The organism is Rhodococcus sp. UYP9 (assembly GCF_040547235.1).
Lineage (GTDB): Bacteria > Actinomycetota > Actinomycetes > Mycobacteriales > Mycobacteriaceae > Rhodococcoides.
On sequence record NZ_JBEPPH010000007.1, the window covers coordinates 68,939 to 84,143 of the forward strand.

13 protein-coding genes are annotated in these 15,205 nt (G+C 62.8%); all 13 read left to right on the forward strand.

Features of this window, described 5'->3' with window-relative positions; all coding sequences use genetic code 11:
* The first annotated feature begins 100 nt into the window (after nucleotides 1-100).
* The 13 genes from pyrR to ABIB36_RS18625 all read left to right on the forward strand — a co-directional run bounded on the left by pyrR (nucleotide 101) and on the right by ABIB36_RS18625 (nucleotide 15,123).
* The gene (gene pyrR / locus ABIB36_RS18565; RefSeq protein ID WP_084348809.1) at nucleotides 101-700 is read left to right on the forward strand and encodes a bifunctional pyr operon transcriptional regulator/uracil phosphoribosyltransferase PyrR; all 600 of its coding nucleotides are present in this window, start codon (nucleotides 101-103) and stop codon (nucleotides 698-700) included.
* Nucleotides 697-1,644, forward strand: coding sequence for an aspartate carbamoyltransferase catalytic subunit (locus ABIB36_RS18570; RefSeq protein WP_084348810.1), 948 nt, complete (start codon nucleotides 697-699; stop codon nucleotides 1,642-1,644). Before pyrR ends, ABIB36_RS18570 begins: the two co-directional genes overlap by 4 nt.
* Nucleotides 1,641-2,942, forward strand: a complete 1,302-nt coding sequence (locus ABIB36_RS18575; RefSeq protein WP_354562458.1) for a dihydroorotase — start codon at nucleotides 1,641-1,643, stop codon at nucleotides 2,940-2,942. Before ABIB36_RS18570 ends, ABIB36_RS18575 begins: the two co-directional genes overlap by 4 nt.
* Before the next feature lie 5 nt (nucleotides 2,943-2,947).
* The gene (locus ABIB36_RS18580) at nucleotides 2,948-3,484 is read left to right on the forward strand and encodes a PH-like domain-containing protein (RefSeq protein WP_354562457.1); all 537 of its coding nucleotides are present in this window, start codon (nucleotides 2,948-2,950) and stop codon (nucleotides 3,482-3,484) included.
* Nucleotides 3,481-4,611 carry a glutamine-hydrolyzing carbamoyl-phosphate synthase small subunit gene (carA, locus tag ABIB36_RS18585; RefSeq protein WP_354562455.1) on the forward strand — a complete coding sequence of 377 codons (1,131 nt, stop codon included), beginning with the start codon at nucleotides 3,481-3,483 and terminating at the stop codon, nucleotides 4,609-4,611. Before ABIB36_RS18580 ends, carA begins: the two co-directional genes overlap by 4 nt.
* Complete coding sequence (gene carB, locus ABIB36_RS18590; protein WP_084348814.1) at nucleotides 4,611-7,976, forward strand: carbamoyl-phosphate synthase large subunit; 3,366 nt, start codon at nucleotides 4,611-4,613, stop codon at nucleotides 7,974-7,976. Before carA ends, carB begins: the two co-directional genes overlap by 1 nt.
* A complete protein-coding gene (gene pyrF, locus ABIB36_RS18595) occupies nucleotides 7,973-8,797 on the forward strand; it encodes an orotidine-5'-phosphate decarboxylase (RefSeq protein WP_084348815.1) in 825 nt (274 codons plus the stop codon). The genes carB and pyrF overlap by 4 nt, the downstream gene beginning before the upstream one ends.
* 154 nt (nucleotides 8,798-8,951) lie before the next feature.
* Complete coding sequence (gene mihF / locus ABIB36_RS18600; protein ID WP_084348990.1) at nucleotides 8,952-9,272, forward strand: integration host factor, actinobacterial type; 321 nt, start codon at nucleotides 8,952-8,954, stop codon at nucleotides 9,270-9,272.
* Between the two features lie 30 nt (nucleotides 9,273-9,302).
* Nucleotides 9,303-9,899 (forward strand): guanylate kinase, encoded by a 597-nt coding sequence (gene gmk, locus ABIB36_RS18605; protein WP_084348991.1) that lies wholly within the window; start codon nucleotides 9,303-9,305, stop codon nucleotides 9,897-9,899.
* 137 nt (nucleotides 9,900-10,036) lie between these two features.
* Complete coding sequence (gene rpoZ / locus ABIB36_RS18610; protein ID WP_084348816.1) at nucleotides 10,037-10,342, forward strand: DNA-directed RNA polymerase subunit omega; 306 nt, start codon at nucleotides 10,037-10,039, stop codon at nucleotides 10,340-10,342.
* A gap of 24 nt (nucleotides 10,343-10,366) precedes the next feature.
* The gene (coaBC, locus tag ABIB36_RS18615) at nucleotides 10,367-11,608 is read left to right on the forward strand and encodes a bifunctional phosphopantothenoylcysteine decarboxylase/phosphopantothenate--cysteine ligase CoaBC (RefSeq protein WP_354562449.1); all 1,242 of its coding nucleotides are present in this window, start codon (nucleotides 10,367-10,369) and stop codon (nucleotides 11,606-11,608) included.
* Nucleotides 11,609-11,835: 227 nt separating this feature from the next.
* Nucleotides 11,836-13,050, forward strand: coding sequence for a methionine adenosyltransferase (metK, locus tag ABIB36_RS18620; protein WP_084348818.1), 1,215 nt, complete (start codon nucleotides 11,836-11,838; stop codon nucleotides 13,048-13,050).
* A gap of 48 nt (nucleotides 13,051-13,098) precedes the next feature.
* Nucleotides 13,099-15,123 carry a primosomal protein N' gene (locus tag ABIB36_RS18625; RefSeq protein ID WP_354562446.1) on the forward strand — a complete coding sequence of 675 codons (2,025 nt, stop codon included), beginning with the start codon at nucleotides 13,099-13,101 and terminating at the stop codon, nucleotides 15,121-15,123.
* Nucleotides 15,124-15,205 lie beyond the last annotated feature (82 nt).

Here is a 15,205-nt window from a genome sequence, read left to right on the forward strand (position 1 = left end):
TGCCCCGGCAGTGCTCGAGGGCATGATGCATTGCTAGGCTGTCCATTTGTCAGACATCCTTTAACGATCCGTCCAGAGAGGCGGAGAAGGAGGTCGTAGTTTGCCTGCGCCCGAAAGCCCGTTACCTCCGCCCGAAGAGTCGGAGTCCGCGCGAGAACTGTTGTCCGCTGCCGATGTCGGCCGGACCATCGCGCGAATTGCACATCAGATCATCGAGAAGACAGCACTCGACTCCGTCGATGCTCCGCGGGTCGTGTTGCTCGGGATCCCGACCCGGGGCACCATCCTCGCGGATCGGCTCGCCGAACGTATCGAGGCGTTCTCTGGTGTCCGTCCGCCGCTGGGTTCGCTCGACATCACCCTGTATCGCGACGATCTCCGAAACAAGCCGCACCGGCCACTCGAACGCACCTCCGTTCCCGCCGGCGGCGTCGACGGTGCCCTGGTGGTCCTCGTCGACGACGTACTGTTCTCCGGTCGCACGGTCCGATCGGCGTTGGATGCTCTTCGCGACCTCGGACGCCCACGTGCCGTCCAACTCGCAGTCCTGATCGACCGCGGACACCGCGAGTTGCCGCTGCGCGCCGACTATGTAGGAAAGAACGTCCCGACGGCGCGATCGGAGGACGTGAAAGTCCTGTTCACCGAACGTGATGGTCGAGATGGGGTCAGCTTGTCCGACGGGAGCGCGGTCTCATGAAGCATCTTCTCTCCGTGGCCGACCTGACCGTCGAGTCTGCAACACAGCTGTTGGACGAGGCCGATCGTTTCGAGCAGGCGTTGCTCGGCCGTGAGGTCAAGAAGCTTCCGACCCTCCGCGGCCGCACCATCATGACGGTGTTCTTCGAGAACTCGACCAGGACCCGCGTCTCGTTCGAGGTCGCTGGAAAGTGGATGAGCGCCGATGTCATCAACGTCAGTGCAAGCAGCTCATCGGTTTCCAAAGGTGAATCACTCCGCGATACGGCGATGACGCTGCGTGCCGCAGGAGCCGACGCACTGATAGTGCGGCACCCGGCATCGGGCGCCGCACACCAGATCGCGTCGTGGACGGCGGGGCAGGGTGAAGGCACTGGTCCGGCGGTGATCAACGCGGGAGATGGAACGCACGAGCATCCCACCCAGGCGCTTCTCGACGCGTTGACCCTGAGACAGCGTCTCGGGACCATCGCAGGAAAACGAGTCGCCATCGTCGGTGACATCCTGCACAGCCGAGTCGCACGGTCCAACGCGCTCCTGCTGTCGATGCTCGGAGCCGAAGTGGTGCTGATCGCACCTCCGACGCTCATGCCGGTAGGAGCTTCGAGCTGGCCGGTTCGGATATCGCACAATATCGATGCCGAATTGCCAGGCCTCGACGCCGTACTGATGCTTCGAGTGCAGGCTGAACGAATGAACGGGGGGTTCTTTCCCTCGGCTCGCGAATACTCGATCACGTACGGGTTGTCGCAGAAGCGTATGGATCTGCTGCCCGAGCACGCGATCGTATTGCATCCAGGTCCGATGCTTCGCGGCATGGAGATCGCATCCTCGGTGGCTGATTCTCCGAGAACTGCTGTGCTGCAACAGGTTACGAATGGAGTTCACGTGCGCATGGCTGTGCTGTTTCGGTTGCTCGTCGGCTCGGATGGAGGAGCGGAATGAGCGTTGTACTCACCGGTGTGCTCGTCTACGGCGAGGGTCCGGAAACAGACATACTGATCGAAGACGGTCAGATCGTGGCGATCGGGACAGATCTCGATGCCGGTGACGCCGAGGTCGTCGATGCGCGCGGACAGATCGTTCTGCCCGGTTTCGTCGACCTGCACACGCACCTGCGTGAACCCGGCCGCGAAGACACCGAGACCATCGAAACCGGTTCGGCTGCTGCCGCGCTCGGCGGCTACACCGCTGTGTTCGCGATGGCGAACACGGCCCCGGTCGCCGACTCGGTGGTGGTGACCGATTACGTGTGGCGGCGCGGTCAAGAGGTCGGCCTCGTGGACGTGCATCCGGTAGGTGCCGTCACCGTCGGACTCGAAGGAAAGCAACTCGCCGAGATGGCGATCATGGCCGCGGGCGTAGGCAAGGTACGCATGTTCTCCGACGACGGGCATTGCGTCGACGATCCTTTGATCATGCGGCGCGCGCTCGAGTATTCGAGTTCGCTCGGAGTGCTGATTGCACAACACGCGGAGGAGCCGCGGCTGACGGTCGGGTCCATCGCGCACGAAGGCCCGACGGCCGCGCGACTGGGACTGGCAGGCTGGCCGCGAGCAGCGGAAGAGTCGATCGTCGCCCGCGACGCTCTTCTCGCGCGGGACGCCGGTGCGAGGGTCCACATTTGCCACGCATCCACTGCGGGAACCGTCGCCCTGCTCGCGTGGGCACGCAGTCAGGGCATTTCCATCACCGCCGAGGTGACCCCGCATCACTTGCTTCTCGACGACTCTCGGCTCGAAACGTACGACGCGATCAACCGGGTGAATCCGCCTTTGCGTGAGACATCCGATGTCGAGGCCCTACGGCGCGGTCTGGCCGACGGCACGATCGACTGCGTGGCGACCGACCACGCGCCTCACGCCGAACAGGACAAGTGCTGCGAGTTCGCGCAGGCAAAGCCTGGGATGCTCGGGTTGGAGACCGCACTGTCCATTGTCGTGCAGACGATGGTCGAGCCGGGACTACTCGACTGGCGCGGAGTTGCCCGAGTCATGAGCGAGCGGCCGGCGGAGATCGTGGGATTGCCGGATCAGGGCCGGCCTATCGAGGTCGGTGAGATCGCAAATCTCACCGTCGTGGATCCGAAAGCAAGCTGGACCGTCACGGGAAAGAACTTGGCGAGTGTCGCCGACAACACACCGTTCGAATCGATGACGTTCTCGGCAAAAGTGACCACCACGCTGCTACGCGGGCGAATCACCGCACGCGACGGTGTGATCCGAACGCCGACAGGAGCGTAAGGGACATGGACAGAGTTCTCATCGTCGTCGCGTTCGTCGTGTTCTGGGTCCTGATGATCGCGTTGATCTTCTGGGGCTGGCGCGGACGGCAGAAACGACAGGCAGATCGAATCGGCACTTTCCCGGAGGTGCCGTCGGATGTCGGTAGCACGGTGCTCGAGCCGTCGACGGGTCTCTATGTCGGCAGCACCATAGCGCCGAGCTGGCAGGACCGAATCGCGGTCGGCGACATCGGCCATCGGGCCACCGCCGAACTCTCCCGGCACCAGCACGGCATCTTGTTGGTACGAACCGGCGAATCCACTATCTGGATTCCCGAGGAGTCGATTCGCGCAATCCGAACCGAGCGCGGACTCGCAGGCAAGGTCATGAGCAAGGACGGGCTTCTGGTGATCCGTTGGGAATTGCCCACGGGCACCGAAATAGACACCGGATTTCGCGCCGACGACAAATTTGTCTACCCGGCGTGGGTCGAGACAGACACAAATACTGATTCCGGCTCGAGTGCCGGTACAGATGATTCGAAGGAGACACCCGCGTGAGCAGCGCAGTTCTTGTTCTGGAGGACGGCCGGACGTTTCGCGGCACAGCTTTCGGAGCCGAAGGTAGAACTCTCGGCGAGGCAGTGTTCTGCACCGGAATGACCGGCTATCAGGAAACCCTCACCGATCCCAGTTACCACCGCCAGATCGTGGTGGCCACCGCGCCCCAAATCGGCAACACGGGCTGGAACCAAGAGGACGGTGAAGCCTCCAGCGCAAGCGACCCCAACAAAATCTGGGTGGCAGGCTACGTCGTTCGCGATCCAGCGCGCCGTCCGTCGAGCTGGCGTTCGACCGGCACGCTTCAGGACGAGCTCGAGAAACAGAATGTCGTCGGCATAGCGGGCATCGACACCCGCGCGCTGGTACGTCACCTCCGCACCCGCGGATCCATGCGCGCAGGCGTGTTCTCCGGAGATGCGCTCGGAAGCACAGACGAGATGCTCGAGCAAGTACTCGGTCAGCCGTCGATGCTCGGAGCCGACCTCGCCGGCGAAGTGACAACGACTTCGAACTACACGATCGAGCCTGCAGGCGAGACTCGATTCACCGTCGTCGCAGTCGATCTCGGGATCAAGACGAACACTCCTCGCATGTTTGCCGAGCGCGGTGTCCGAGTGCACGTAGTGCCCTCGACGACGAGCATCGAGCAGATTCTGGAATTGAATCCGGACGGCGTCTTTCTATCGAACGGACCCGGGGACCCAGCGACTGCGGACTCCAGTGTTGCCCTCACCCGTAGCGTTCTCGAGCGGGATCTGCCACTCTTCGGCATCTGCTTCGGCAACCAGATCCTCGGACGTGCTCTCGGGCGCTCTACCTACAAGATGAAATTCGGCCATCGCGGAATGAACATCCCGGTTATCGAACACACCACGGGCCGGATCGCTATCACTGCGCAGAACCACGGTTTCGCACTCGAAGGCGAGGCGGGCGAAGAATTCGACACCGACTTCGGCCGAGCGCGTGTCAGTCACACGTGCGCCAACGACGGCACCGTCGAAGGCGTCGAACTGTTGAGCGGGCGGGCGTTCTCCGTCCAGTACCACCCCGAGGCCGCGGCCGGTCCACATGACGCCGCATACCTCTTCGATCGTTTCACCAGCGTCCTTCAGGAGAAGAAGTAATGCCACGCCGCACAGACCTGAGCCATGTACTGGTCATCGGATCGGGGCCGATCGTGATCGGTCAGGCCTGCGAGTTCGACTATTCGGGAACCCAGGCTTGTCGCGTACTGCGCGAAGAGGGCCTGCGTGTCAGCCTGGTCAACTCCAACCCGGCGACGATCATGACCGACCCGGAATTCGCCGACGCGACCTACGTCGAGCCGATCACTGCCGAGTTCATCGAAAAGATCTTCGCCCGTGAGGCCGAACAGGGTCACCCGATCGAAGCTGTTCTCGCGACTCTCGGCGGTCAGACCGCCCTCAACGCGGCCGTCGCGTTGCACGAGCAGGGAATTCTGACCAAGTACGGTGTCGAGCTGATCGGCGCCGATTTCGACGCCATCCAGCGCGGCGAAGATCGACAGAAGTTCAAGGACATCGTCGCCAAAGTCGGCGGCGAGTCCGCGAAGTCGGCTGTCTGCTACACGATGGACGAGGCACGAGCTGCCGTCGAAGAACTCGGTTTTCCTGTCGTCGTCCGCCCGTCGTTCACCATGGGCGGGCTCGGTTCCGGAATGGCATACAACGACACCGATCTGACGCGTATCGCCGGTGGCGGTCTGTCCGCCTCGCCGACCGCGAACGTCCTCATCGAGGAGTCGATCCTCGGCTGGAAAGAGTACGAACTCGAACTCATGCGGGACAGTCGCGACAACGTCGTGATCGTCTGCTCCATCGAGAACGTCGATCCAGTCGGTGTGCACACCGGTGACTCGGTGACCGTAGCCCCGGCGATGACACTCACCGACCGCGAATACCAGGCCATGCGCGACCTCTCGATCGACATTCTGCGTGAGGTGGGCGTCGATACCGGCGGCTGCAACATTCAGTTCGCGATGGACCCTGCCGATGGCCGGCTCGTGGTCATCGAAATGAATCCGCGGGTGTCGCGGTCTTCGGCACTCGCATCGAAGGCGACGGGGTATCCGATCGCCAAGATGGCTGCCAAGCTCGCCATCGGTTACACGCTCGACGAGATCGTCAACGACATCACCAGGGAAACGCCTGCGTGCTTCGAGCCCACTCTCGACTACGTCGTGGTCAAGGCGCCGAGGTTCGCATTCGAGAAGTTCCCGGGCGCGGACGGCACCCTCACCACCACGATGAAGTCCGTCGGTGAGGCGATGTCGATCGGACGCAACTTCACCGAGGCGTTCGGCAAGGTCATGCGTTCGCTCGAAACCAAGCGCGCGGGTTACTGGACAGGCCCGGAAGTGACCTGGCCGAGCGATGCCGAAGGCGATCCTGCCGAGGATCTGGAGGGACTGCTCGCTGATCTGGCCGTTCCGCAGGACGGCCGCATGTACGGCATCGAGAAGGCATTTGCTCTCGGCGCAACGGTCGAGCAATTGTTCGAGTCCACCAAGATCGATCCGTGGTTCCTCGATCAATTCCAGCTGATCCACGAGCTCGGCAACGACATCCGCGGTGCGGCAGAGTTCGACGAAGCCCTTCTGCGTCAGGCGAAGTACCACGGACTCTCCGATCGTCAGATCGCCGCGCTCCGACCCGAACTCGGCGACGAAGACGGTGTCCGGGCTCTACGAGGCGAACTCGGAGTCCACCCGGTCTACAAGACGGTCGACACCTGTGCCGCTGAATTCGAAGCGAAAACGCCGTATCACTACGGCACCTACGAACTCGATCCCGAAGCCGAGTCCGAGGTCACCGAGCAACGAGAACGCGACAAAGTCCTCATCCTCGGATCGGGACCGAACCGCATCGGCCAGGGCATCGAATTCGACTACTCGTGTGTCCACGCGGCGCAGACATTGTCCGAAGCCGGGTACGAGACGGTCATGATCAACTGCAACCCCGAAACCGTCTCCACCGACTACGACACGGCCGACCGCCTGTACTTCGAACCGCTCACCTTCGAGGACGTGCTTGAGGTCTACCGAGCCGAGGCACAATCGGGCACGGTAGCGGGCGTCATCGTTCAGCTCGGTGGCCAGACTCCACTCGGCCTGGCGAAACGGCTGAAAGCAGCGGGCGTTCCGATCGTCGGTACCAGCCCCGAAGCGATCGACCTCGCGGAGGACCGCGGTGAATTCGGCCGAGTCCTGAACGAAGCCGGGTTGCCTGCACCGAAATTCGGAACTGCAACGACCTTCGACGGCGCGCGCGACATCGCGGCACGCATCGGATACCCCGTGCTCGTACGTCCCTCGTACGTTCTCGGAGGGCGCGGGATGGAAATCGTGTACGACGAGCCGTCACTGGCCGGGTACATCGACCGAGCGACCGAGATCTCGCACGACAGGCCCGTTCTCGTCGATCGCTTCCTCGAAGATGCCGTCGAAATCGATGTCGATGCGTTGTGCGACGGCACCGAGGTGTACCTCGGTGGGGTGATGGAACACATAGAGGAAGCCGGTATCCACTCCGGCGACTCGGCCTGTGCGCTTCCACCGATCACGCTCGGCAGAGCCGATATCGAGAACGTTCGTCGCTCGACCGAACTTCTCGCGAAGGGGATCGGTGTCAAGGGACTTCTCAACGTTCAGTACGCACTCAAGGACGACATTCTGTATGTCCTGGAAGCGAATCCGCGTGCCAGTCGCACCGTGCCGTTCGTCTCGAAGGCGACGGCAGTGCAACTCGCGAAAGCATGTGCTCGGGTCATGATGGGCGAGTCGATTGCCGATCTACGCGCGAGCGGCATGCTTCCTGCGGTCGGTGACGGCGGGACCACACCTCTCGATGCACCGATCGCCGTCAAGGAAGCGGTGTTGCCGTTCAACCGATTCCGTCGCGCCGACGGCACGGGCGTCGACACTCTGCTGAGTCCGGAGATGAAGTCCACCGGCGAGGTGATGGGAATCGACGCTGATTTCGGCACTGCGTTCGCCAAAAGTCAGACCGCGGCATACGGATCGCTTCCACTCTCCGGTGCAGTGTTCGTATCCGTCGCCAACAAGGACAAGCGGTCCCTGATCTTTCCCGTCAAACGCCTTGCCGACCTGGGGTTCACAATTCTCGCGACCGAGGGAACCGCAGAGGTTTTGCGGCGCAACGGGATCACCTGCGAGCAGGTGTTCAAGCAGTCCGGCGAGGAAGTCCCAGAAGGCAAAACGACGATCGTCGCTCGCATACTCGCCGGCGACATCGCGATGGTGATCAACACGCCTTACGGCAACTCGGGTCCGCGCGTCGACGGGTACGAAATTCGAAGTGCGGCCGTGGCACAGAACATCCCGTGCATTACGACGGTCCAGGGTGCATCGGCAGCCGTGCAAGGTATCGAAGCCTCCATCGCAGGCGGCATCGGAGTTCGTTCGCTTCAGGATCTGCATGCCGCAATGGCCGGACGCGGTCAGGCATGACCGTGGGCGGGTGGTTGGATCGACTCCGCACCGCGACCGCCTCACGGGGTCGACTCTGTGTCGGCATCGATCCGCATCCGGCACTGCTCGACGCGTGGGGTCTGCCCAGGAACGCCGACGGGCTGGAGGCATTCGCGGAGATATGCGTCGAGGCCTTCGTTGGTGAGATCGCCGTCGTGAAGCCTCAAGTCGCTTTCTTCGAGGCCTACGGCAGCGCAGGCTTCGCAGTGTTGGAACGCACGATCACGGTGTTGCGGGACGCCGGCACGATGGTGATCGCCGACGCGAAGCGTGGGGATATCGGTACCACCATGCGCGCGTATGCGCAGACATGGCTGGGGGAGGAGAGCCCGTTGTCCTCGGATGCGGTGACGGTGTCGCCGTATCTGGGATTCGACTCCTTGACCGAGACGTTCGACGTGGCCTCGGCTCACGGGCGAGGCGTCTTCGTTCTCGCTCGGACGTCGAATCCGGAAGGTTCTTCGGTGCAGTTGGCCGAAAGCAACGAGCGATCGGTTGCGCAGGCGGTCGTCGACGGAGCACGAACCGTCGGTCGTGACGGTCTCGGCACGGTAGGCCTCGTGGTCGGTGCCACCCGAGATCACGGTCTGGACCTCGAGGGCTTCGGCGGACCGATTCTCGCGCCGGGTCTCGGTGCCCAGGGCGCCGAGGTCGGCGACTTGAGGCACATCTTCGGGGATTGCAAGGATCTGCTGCTGCCCAGTTCGTCCCGCGGAGTGCTTGCTGCTGGGCCGACGGTCGGCGCCCTCCAGGACGCCGCTCGAACGCTGCGCGATGAGATCGAGACTGCCTTGGCTTAGCTCACCGGCCGAAAGCGCTCGGCGGTGGGGGTGGGTTCGCGAACTCCGTCGAGCGTGGGTACCGTCGCTGTCGTTGCAGGTTACCGCTGGTATACCGCAGCCAAGTGCAAGCAAGACCCGTGCACTGTTCACCTTTCGATGTGACGGAGGAAACGTGGCCCTTCCCCAGTTGACCGCAGAGCAGCGAGCAGCCGCTTTGGAGAAGGCGGCTTTCGCCCGTAAAACAAGAGCTGAGCTCAAAGAGCGTCTCAAGCGTGGCGGCACCGATCTGCAGCAAGTGCTGAAGGATGCCGAAACCGACGAGATTCTCGGCAAGATGAAGGTGTCGGCACTTTTGGAAGCACTTCCCAAGGTCGGCAAGGTCAAGGCCCAGGAATTGATGACCGAGTTGGAGATTGCACCGACTCGTCGTCTACGTGGTCTCGGTGACCGACAGCGTAAGGCGCTGTTGACGAAATTCGATTTCGAAGCCTGAGAGGTTCGACTAGTGGCGGAGGTATCGACCGTGTCCGACAGTGACGCGTCACCGAGCGGGAGGGGTCGGCTCATCGTGTTGTCCGGTCCCTCCGGCGTCGGTAAGTCCAGCGTCGTTCGAGTTGTACGACGGACCCTGCCCGAGCTGTGGTTCAGCGTGTCCGTGACCACCCGGGCGCCGCGACCCGGCGAGGTCGACGGCGAGGATTATCACTTCGTTACTGCCGATGAGTTCGATCGCATGGTCGAGGCAGACGAATTGCTCGAGTGGGCGAGTGTGCACGGTGGTCTGCACCGCTCCGGTACGCCGGCCGCCCCGGTAGAGGAAGCCTTGGAGCGAGGACATCCGGTGCTACTCGAACTCGATCTCGCCGGTGCACGTGCCGTGCGAGTGTCCAAGCCCGAAGCTCTGTTGGTGTTCATGGCACCACCTACCTGGGAAGATCTCGTGCAGCGCCTGACGTCCAGGGCCACTGAAGAATCGGATGCTACCGAGCGGCGACTTCAGACGGCGCGGGTCGAATTGGCGGCACAGAGCGAGTTCGACACGATCATTGTCAATGCCGATGTCGACCATTCGTGCGATGAGTTGGTATCCTTGTTGGTCGGTAGGTCTTCGGTCGGTTGATTCCGGCGTACTCCGGGCGATGTAGAGCCGATTTTCGCCAGCTTCAGCAGTCTTGCAGTACCAGCAGTGTGGCTTCGACCAGCAGACAGCACCAGCATTTTTCGCAGCAGTACCGATGCACTTTCAGGAGATCAATAGTGAGCAGCACTTCAGCGGCCGTGTCCGATTTCGATGGATCCAGCGTTCTGCCGGCCTACGACACGCCGCTCGGCATCACGAATCCCCCCATCGACGAACTTCTGGCGCGCACGTCGTCGAAGTACGCTCTCGTGATCTATGCGGCCAAGCGGGCCCGTCAGATCAACGATTACTACAACCAGCTCGGCGACGGCATCCTCGAGTACGTCGGACCCTTGGTCGAGCCGGGTCTGCAGGAGAAGCCGCTCTCGATCGCACTCCGGGAGATCCATGCCGATCTCCTCGAGCATTCCGAAGGCGAATAAGAACCGCCGGTAAGGAAGCAGCCGTTGCGCGTAGTCATCGGAGTAGGTGGCGGGATCGCCGCCTACAAGAGCTGTTCCCTCATTCGCAGCTTCACCGAGGGGGGACACCACGTTCGGGTGATCCCCACGGAGTCGGCGCTCGAGTTCGTGGGGCGGGCAACGTTCGAAGCGCTGTCCGGTAACCCCGTCCACACCGGAGTCTTTTCCGACGTGCCCGAGGTCCCACACGTTCGGCTGGGGCAGGAAGCCGACCTCGTGGTCGTCGCACCTGCCACGGCAGACCTGCTGGCCCGGATCGCAGGCGGGCGTGCGGACGATCTCCTGACCGCCACACTTCTGACCGCGCGATGCCCGGTCGTTCTCGCTCCGGCGATGCACACCGAGATGTGGGAGCACCCGGCGACGGTTGCTAACGTCGCCACCGTGCGTGGTCGCGGTGTCACCGTCGTCGAACCTGCGTCCGGTCGTCTGACGGGCCGCGACACCGGTGCGGGTCGCCTTCCGGAACCCTCCGAGATATTTGCACTTGCGATGCTGCTGGCCGAGCGATCGGATGCACTCCCGCAAGATCTTTCCGGTCGCCGAGTCGTCGTGACCGCCGGCGGAACCCGCGAACCGTTGGACCCCGTCCGATTCCTGGGCAACCGTAGTTCCGGTAAGCAGGGATATGCGTTGGCTCGGGTGGCAGCTCAACGTGGCGCCGATGTCACCCTCATCGCTGGTTTCACCACCGAACTTCCCGATCCCGCAGCTGTGGACGTCGTGCATGTGAAGACGGCGCGGCAGATGCAGGAGGCGGTGCGCAAGTTCGCCCCGGATTCCGACGTGATCGTGATGGCGGCAGCTGTCGCCGACTTCCGTCCGGCAACCATCGCCGCGAGCAAGATCAAGAAGGGCGCCGACGAACCGGATTCGATCCCGCTGGTTCGAAACGACGACATCTTGGCAGGACTGGTCGAATCGCGTCGTAACGGGGACATTGCACAAGCCACTGTGATCGTAGGTTTTGCTGCCGAGACCGGTGACGAGCACGGAGATGTACTCACCTATGCGCGAGCGAAGCTCGAACGTAAGGGATGCGATCTGCTCGTCGTCAACGCGGTAGGCGAGGGAAAAGCGTTCGAGGTCGACGACAACGACGGGTGGCTGTTGGGATCCGATGGTTCGGAATCGGCGCTCGGAGAGGGTTCGAAAGCTTTGCTTGCGAGCCGCGTCGTCGATGCAGTTGTCGGCATGCTCGCGATCCAGCCTTCGGATCACCGGTGATTCGAAGGGTGCACAGCACGCGTCCGCCCGACTAAAGTGACGTGCGCTTCGTGTCGGAATCCGTCTCGGAGTGTCGAACCCATAGTTGTAGTTCAGAGTGAGTTGTAGTTCACAGTGAGCTGTAGTTCAGAGTGCTTCACCAGGTATGTGCTCGAATCGAATGAATGTGATGGCCGACAGGGAGCAATGCTCCTGGCCGGCCGAAAGTACGCGTCGAGAGGAAATCCGTGAGCAAGTCCGGCAGTCGGCTCTTCACCAGTGAGTCCGTGACAGAGGGTCACCCAGACAAAATTTGTGACGCGATCAGCGACTCGATCCTCGATGCACTTCTCACCGAGGATCCTCGTGCACGCGTGGCAGTGGAGACATTGGTCACTACCGGCCAGGTCCATGTCGCCGGTGAAGTGAATACCACCGCCTATGCGGACATTCCGAGGATCGTCCGCGAGAAGGTCCTCGAGATCGGTTACGACTCCTCTGCCAAAGGCTTCGACGGCAACTCGTGTGGCGTGAACGTTGCGATCGGTGCTCAGTCTCCGGAAATTGCTCAGGGAGTGGATAATTCACACGAGTCGCGCGTCGAAGGACTCTCCGAGGACGAGATCGACCGCCAGGGTGCAGGCGACCAAGGGCTGATGTTCGGGTACGCGAATACCGATACCCCAGAGCTGATGCCGCTTCCTATCGCATTGGCCCACCGCCTCGCTCGTCGATTGACCGAGGTTCGCAAGAACGGCACCCTGCCGTATCTGCGTCCGGATGGCAAGACCCAGGTCACCATCGAGTACGACGGTGATCAGGCAGTGCGACTGGACACGGTTGTCGTCTCCACCCAGCACGCGGCCGATATCGACCTGGACAATCTGCTGACGCCGGACATCCGCGACAAGGTCCTCGGCGCCGTGCTCGCAGATCTGAACATCCCCACGCTCGACACTTCCAACATCAGACTGCTCGTCAATCCGACCGGAAAGTTCGTTCTCGGCGGACCGATGGGCGATGCCGGACTGACCGGCCGCAAGATCATCGTCGATACCTACGGCGGCATGGCCCGTCATGGTGGCGGCGCCTTCTCCGGTAAGGACCCGTCCAAGGTCGACCGTAGCGCCGCCTACGCGATGCGGTGGGTTGCGAAGAATGCGGTGGCGGCGGGTCTAGCCGATCGCATCGAGGTTCAGGTTGCGTACGCGATCGGTAAATCGGCGCCGGTCGGTCTGTTCGTGGAGACCTTCGGAACCGAGAAGACCGATCCAGTGCGGATTCAGGCTGCGATCTCCGAGGTGTTCGATCTACGCCCCGGTGCAATCATTCGTGACCTCGATCTGCTTCGTCCGATCTATGCACCGACCGCCGCATACGGTCACTTCGGCCGAACGGACATTTCGCTGCCGTGGGAGTCGACCGATCGTGCTGACAAGCTGCGCGCTGCCGCCGGTCTTTGATATCGGTTTCGGGTACCTCGAGGGGAAGCAGTTCACGAACGGAGTGAGGTGAGCGGCGCAGCGAGAACGGCAGCCGAGGAGCGTCCCATAGCGCGGGTGCTGCCGCTGCTGCCGCTCGCTCACCTCGACCGGGAATTCGATTATCTCGTACCGGCCGAGTTCGCCGACAGCGCTCAGCCCGGGGTGCGGGTTCGAATTCGGTTCGCAGGCAGGTTGGTCGACGGATACGTCGTCGAGCGGGTCGAGTCCAGCGATCACACGGGAAAGCTCGGCTGGCTCGACCGTGTCGTCTCTCCCGAGAGGGTCCTGACACCCGAGATCAGTGCGTTGGTCACTGCCGTGGCCGCTAGATATGCCGGTACGAGAGCCGATGTCCTGCGTCTTGCTGTTCCGCCGCGACATGCCAAGGTCGAAGGGGAGCCGTCCGGCGACATGCCGGTCATTGTCGGTCCCGCGATCGATTCGAGTGCGTGGTCGTCGTACACCCACGGCGAGGCCTTTCTCGATGCACTGCGGGCATCGAGGAGCCCGCGGGCGATCTGGCAAGCACTTCCGGGCGAGGATTGGGCTCATCGCATCGCCGAACTCGCCGCAGTCACGGCGGCGAGTGGGCGAAGTGTCGTAGTGGTGGTGCCGGATCAACGCGACTTGGATCGTGTCGCGACCGCCTGCGAGTCCGTGGCCGGCTCGGACGCGGTGATCGCATTGTCCGCAGGTCTCGGACCTGCGAAACGCTACCGACGCTGGTTGGCGGCGCTGCGACGCGATGTGTCGATCGTCGTCGGCACCAGGAGCGCGGTGTTCGCTCCCGTACGAAATCTGGGTTTGCTGCTCATGTGGGATGACGGTGACGACGGTTATGCCGAACCTCGATCGCCCTATCCGCATGCCCGTGAGGTGGCGTTGTTGCGGGCGCACGAGTGCGGATGTGCGGTCGTCTTGGCTGGGCATGCCAGAACGGCAGAAGCCGAGGCACTCGTGGATTCCGGTTGGGCACACGACCTTCTCGCGCCCCGAGAGGTGGTCCGGGCTCGGCAACCACACGTCGTCGCGCTGGCGGACAGTGATCATGCGTTGGCCCGAGACCCGGGAGCACGTGCAGCGCGATTGCCTGCCATCGCATTCGATGCGGCAAGAACAGCATTGGCCTCGAATCTTGTTGTGCTGGTTCAGGTTCCACGCGGTGGATACGTTCCATCGCTGGCGTGCGGCAAGTGTCGAAATCCTGCGAGATGCCGTCGCTGCAACGGACCGTTGTCCTTGCCGTCAGCTCCGGGAGCGGACGGCGCAGGCAGTCCCACCTGCAGTTGGTGCGGCGTCGCCGATACCAACCATCGCTGCACCGTCTGCGGGTCTCGAACCTTGCGGGCAGTTGTCATCGGTGCGCATCGAACAGCAGAAGAGCTGGGACGCGCATTTCCTGGAGTGCCGGTCCAGACCTCCGGGGGAGCATCGGTGCTCGACTCCGTTGCTTCCGGCCCAAGACTGGTCATATCCACGGTGGGAGCCGAACCGACCACGCCCGGTGGGTTCGGTGCCGCCCTGCTGCTCGACGGGTGGGCATTGCTCGGTCGCGCCGATTTGCGGGCAGCAGAGGAGACACTTCGCCGATGGATGACGGCCGCAGCCTTGGTGCGGCCCGGTACCGAGAACGGCCGTGTGGTCGTGGTGGCGGAATCGGAAATTCCGACGGTGCAGGCACTCGTGCGTTGGGATCCGGTCGGGCACGCGCGAAGTCAGCTGGAGGAGCGAATAGAGGTGCGTTTCCCGCCGGCGGTCCACGTTGCGGCAATCGACGGGACGACGGCATCGATCACTGCGCTCGTCGAAGCGGCTGGGTTGTCGGAGGAGGTGGAGGTACTCGGGCCGGTAGATCTCCCTGATGGTCAGCGTGCTCCCGCCGGCGGGGGAGAAGAGGTCCTGCCGGGCGACGTCCAACGACTTTTGGTTCGAGTGCCTCGTAACGCCGGTGGGGCCCTTGCCCGTTCACTCGCAGAAGCGCAGGCGGCCAGGAGTGCAAGGAAGAGTACGTCTTCGGTTCGAGTGCAGATCGATCCCATCAGAATCGGTTGAGTAGTCGGTGCGGGAGTAAGACTTCGAGCGAATAGAGTCTGTTTCTTACGACACCGAGCAAGGGTGCAGTTCGGGCCCTGGG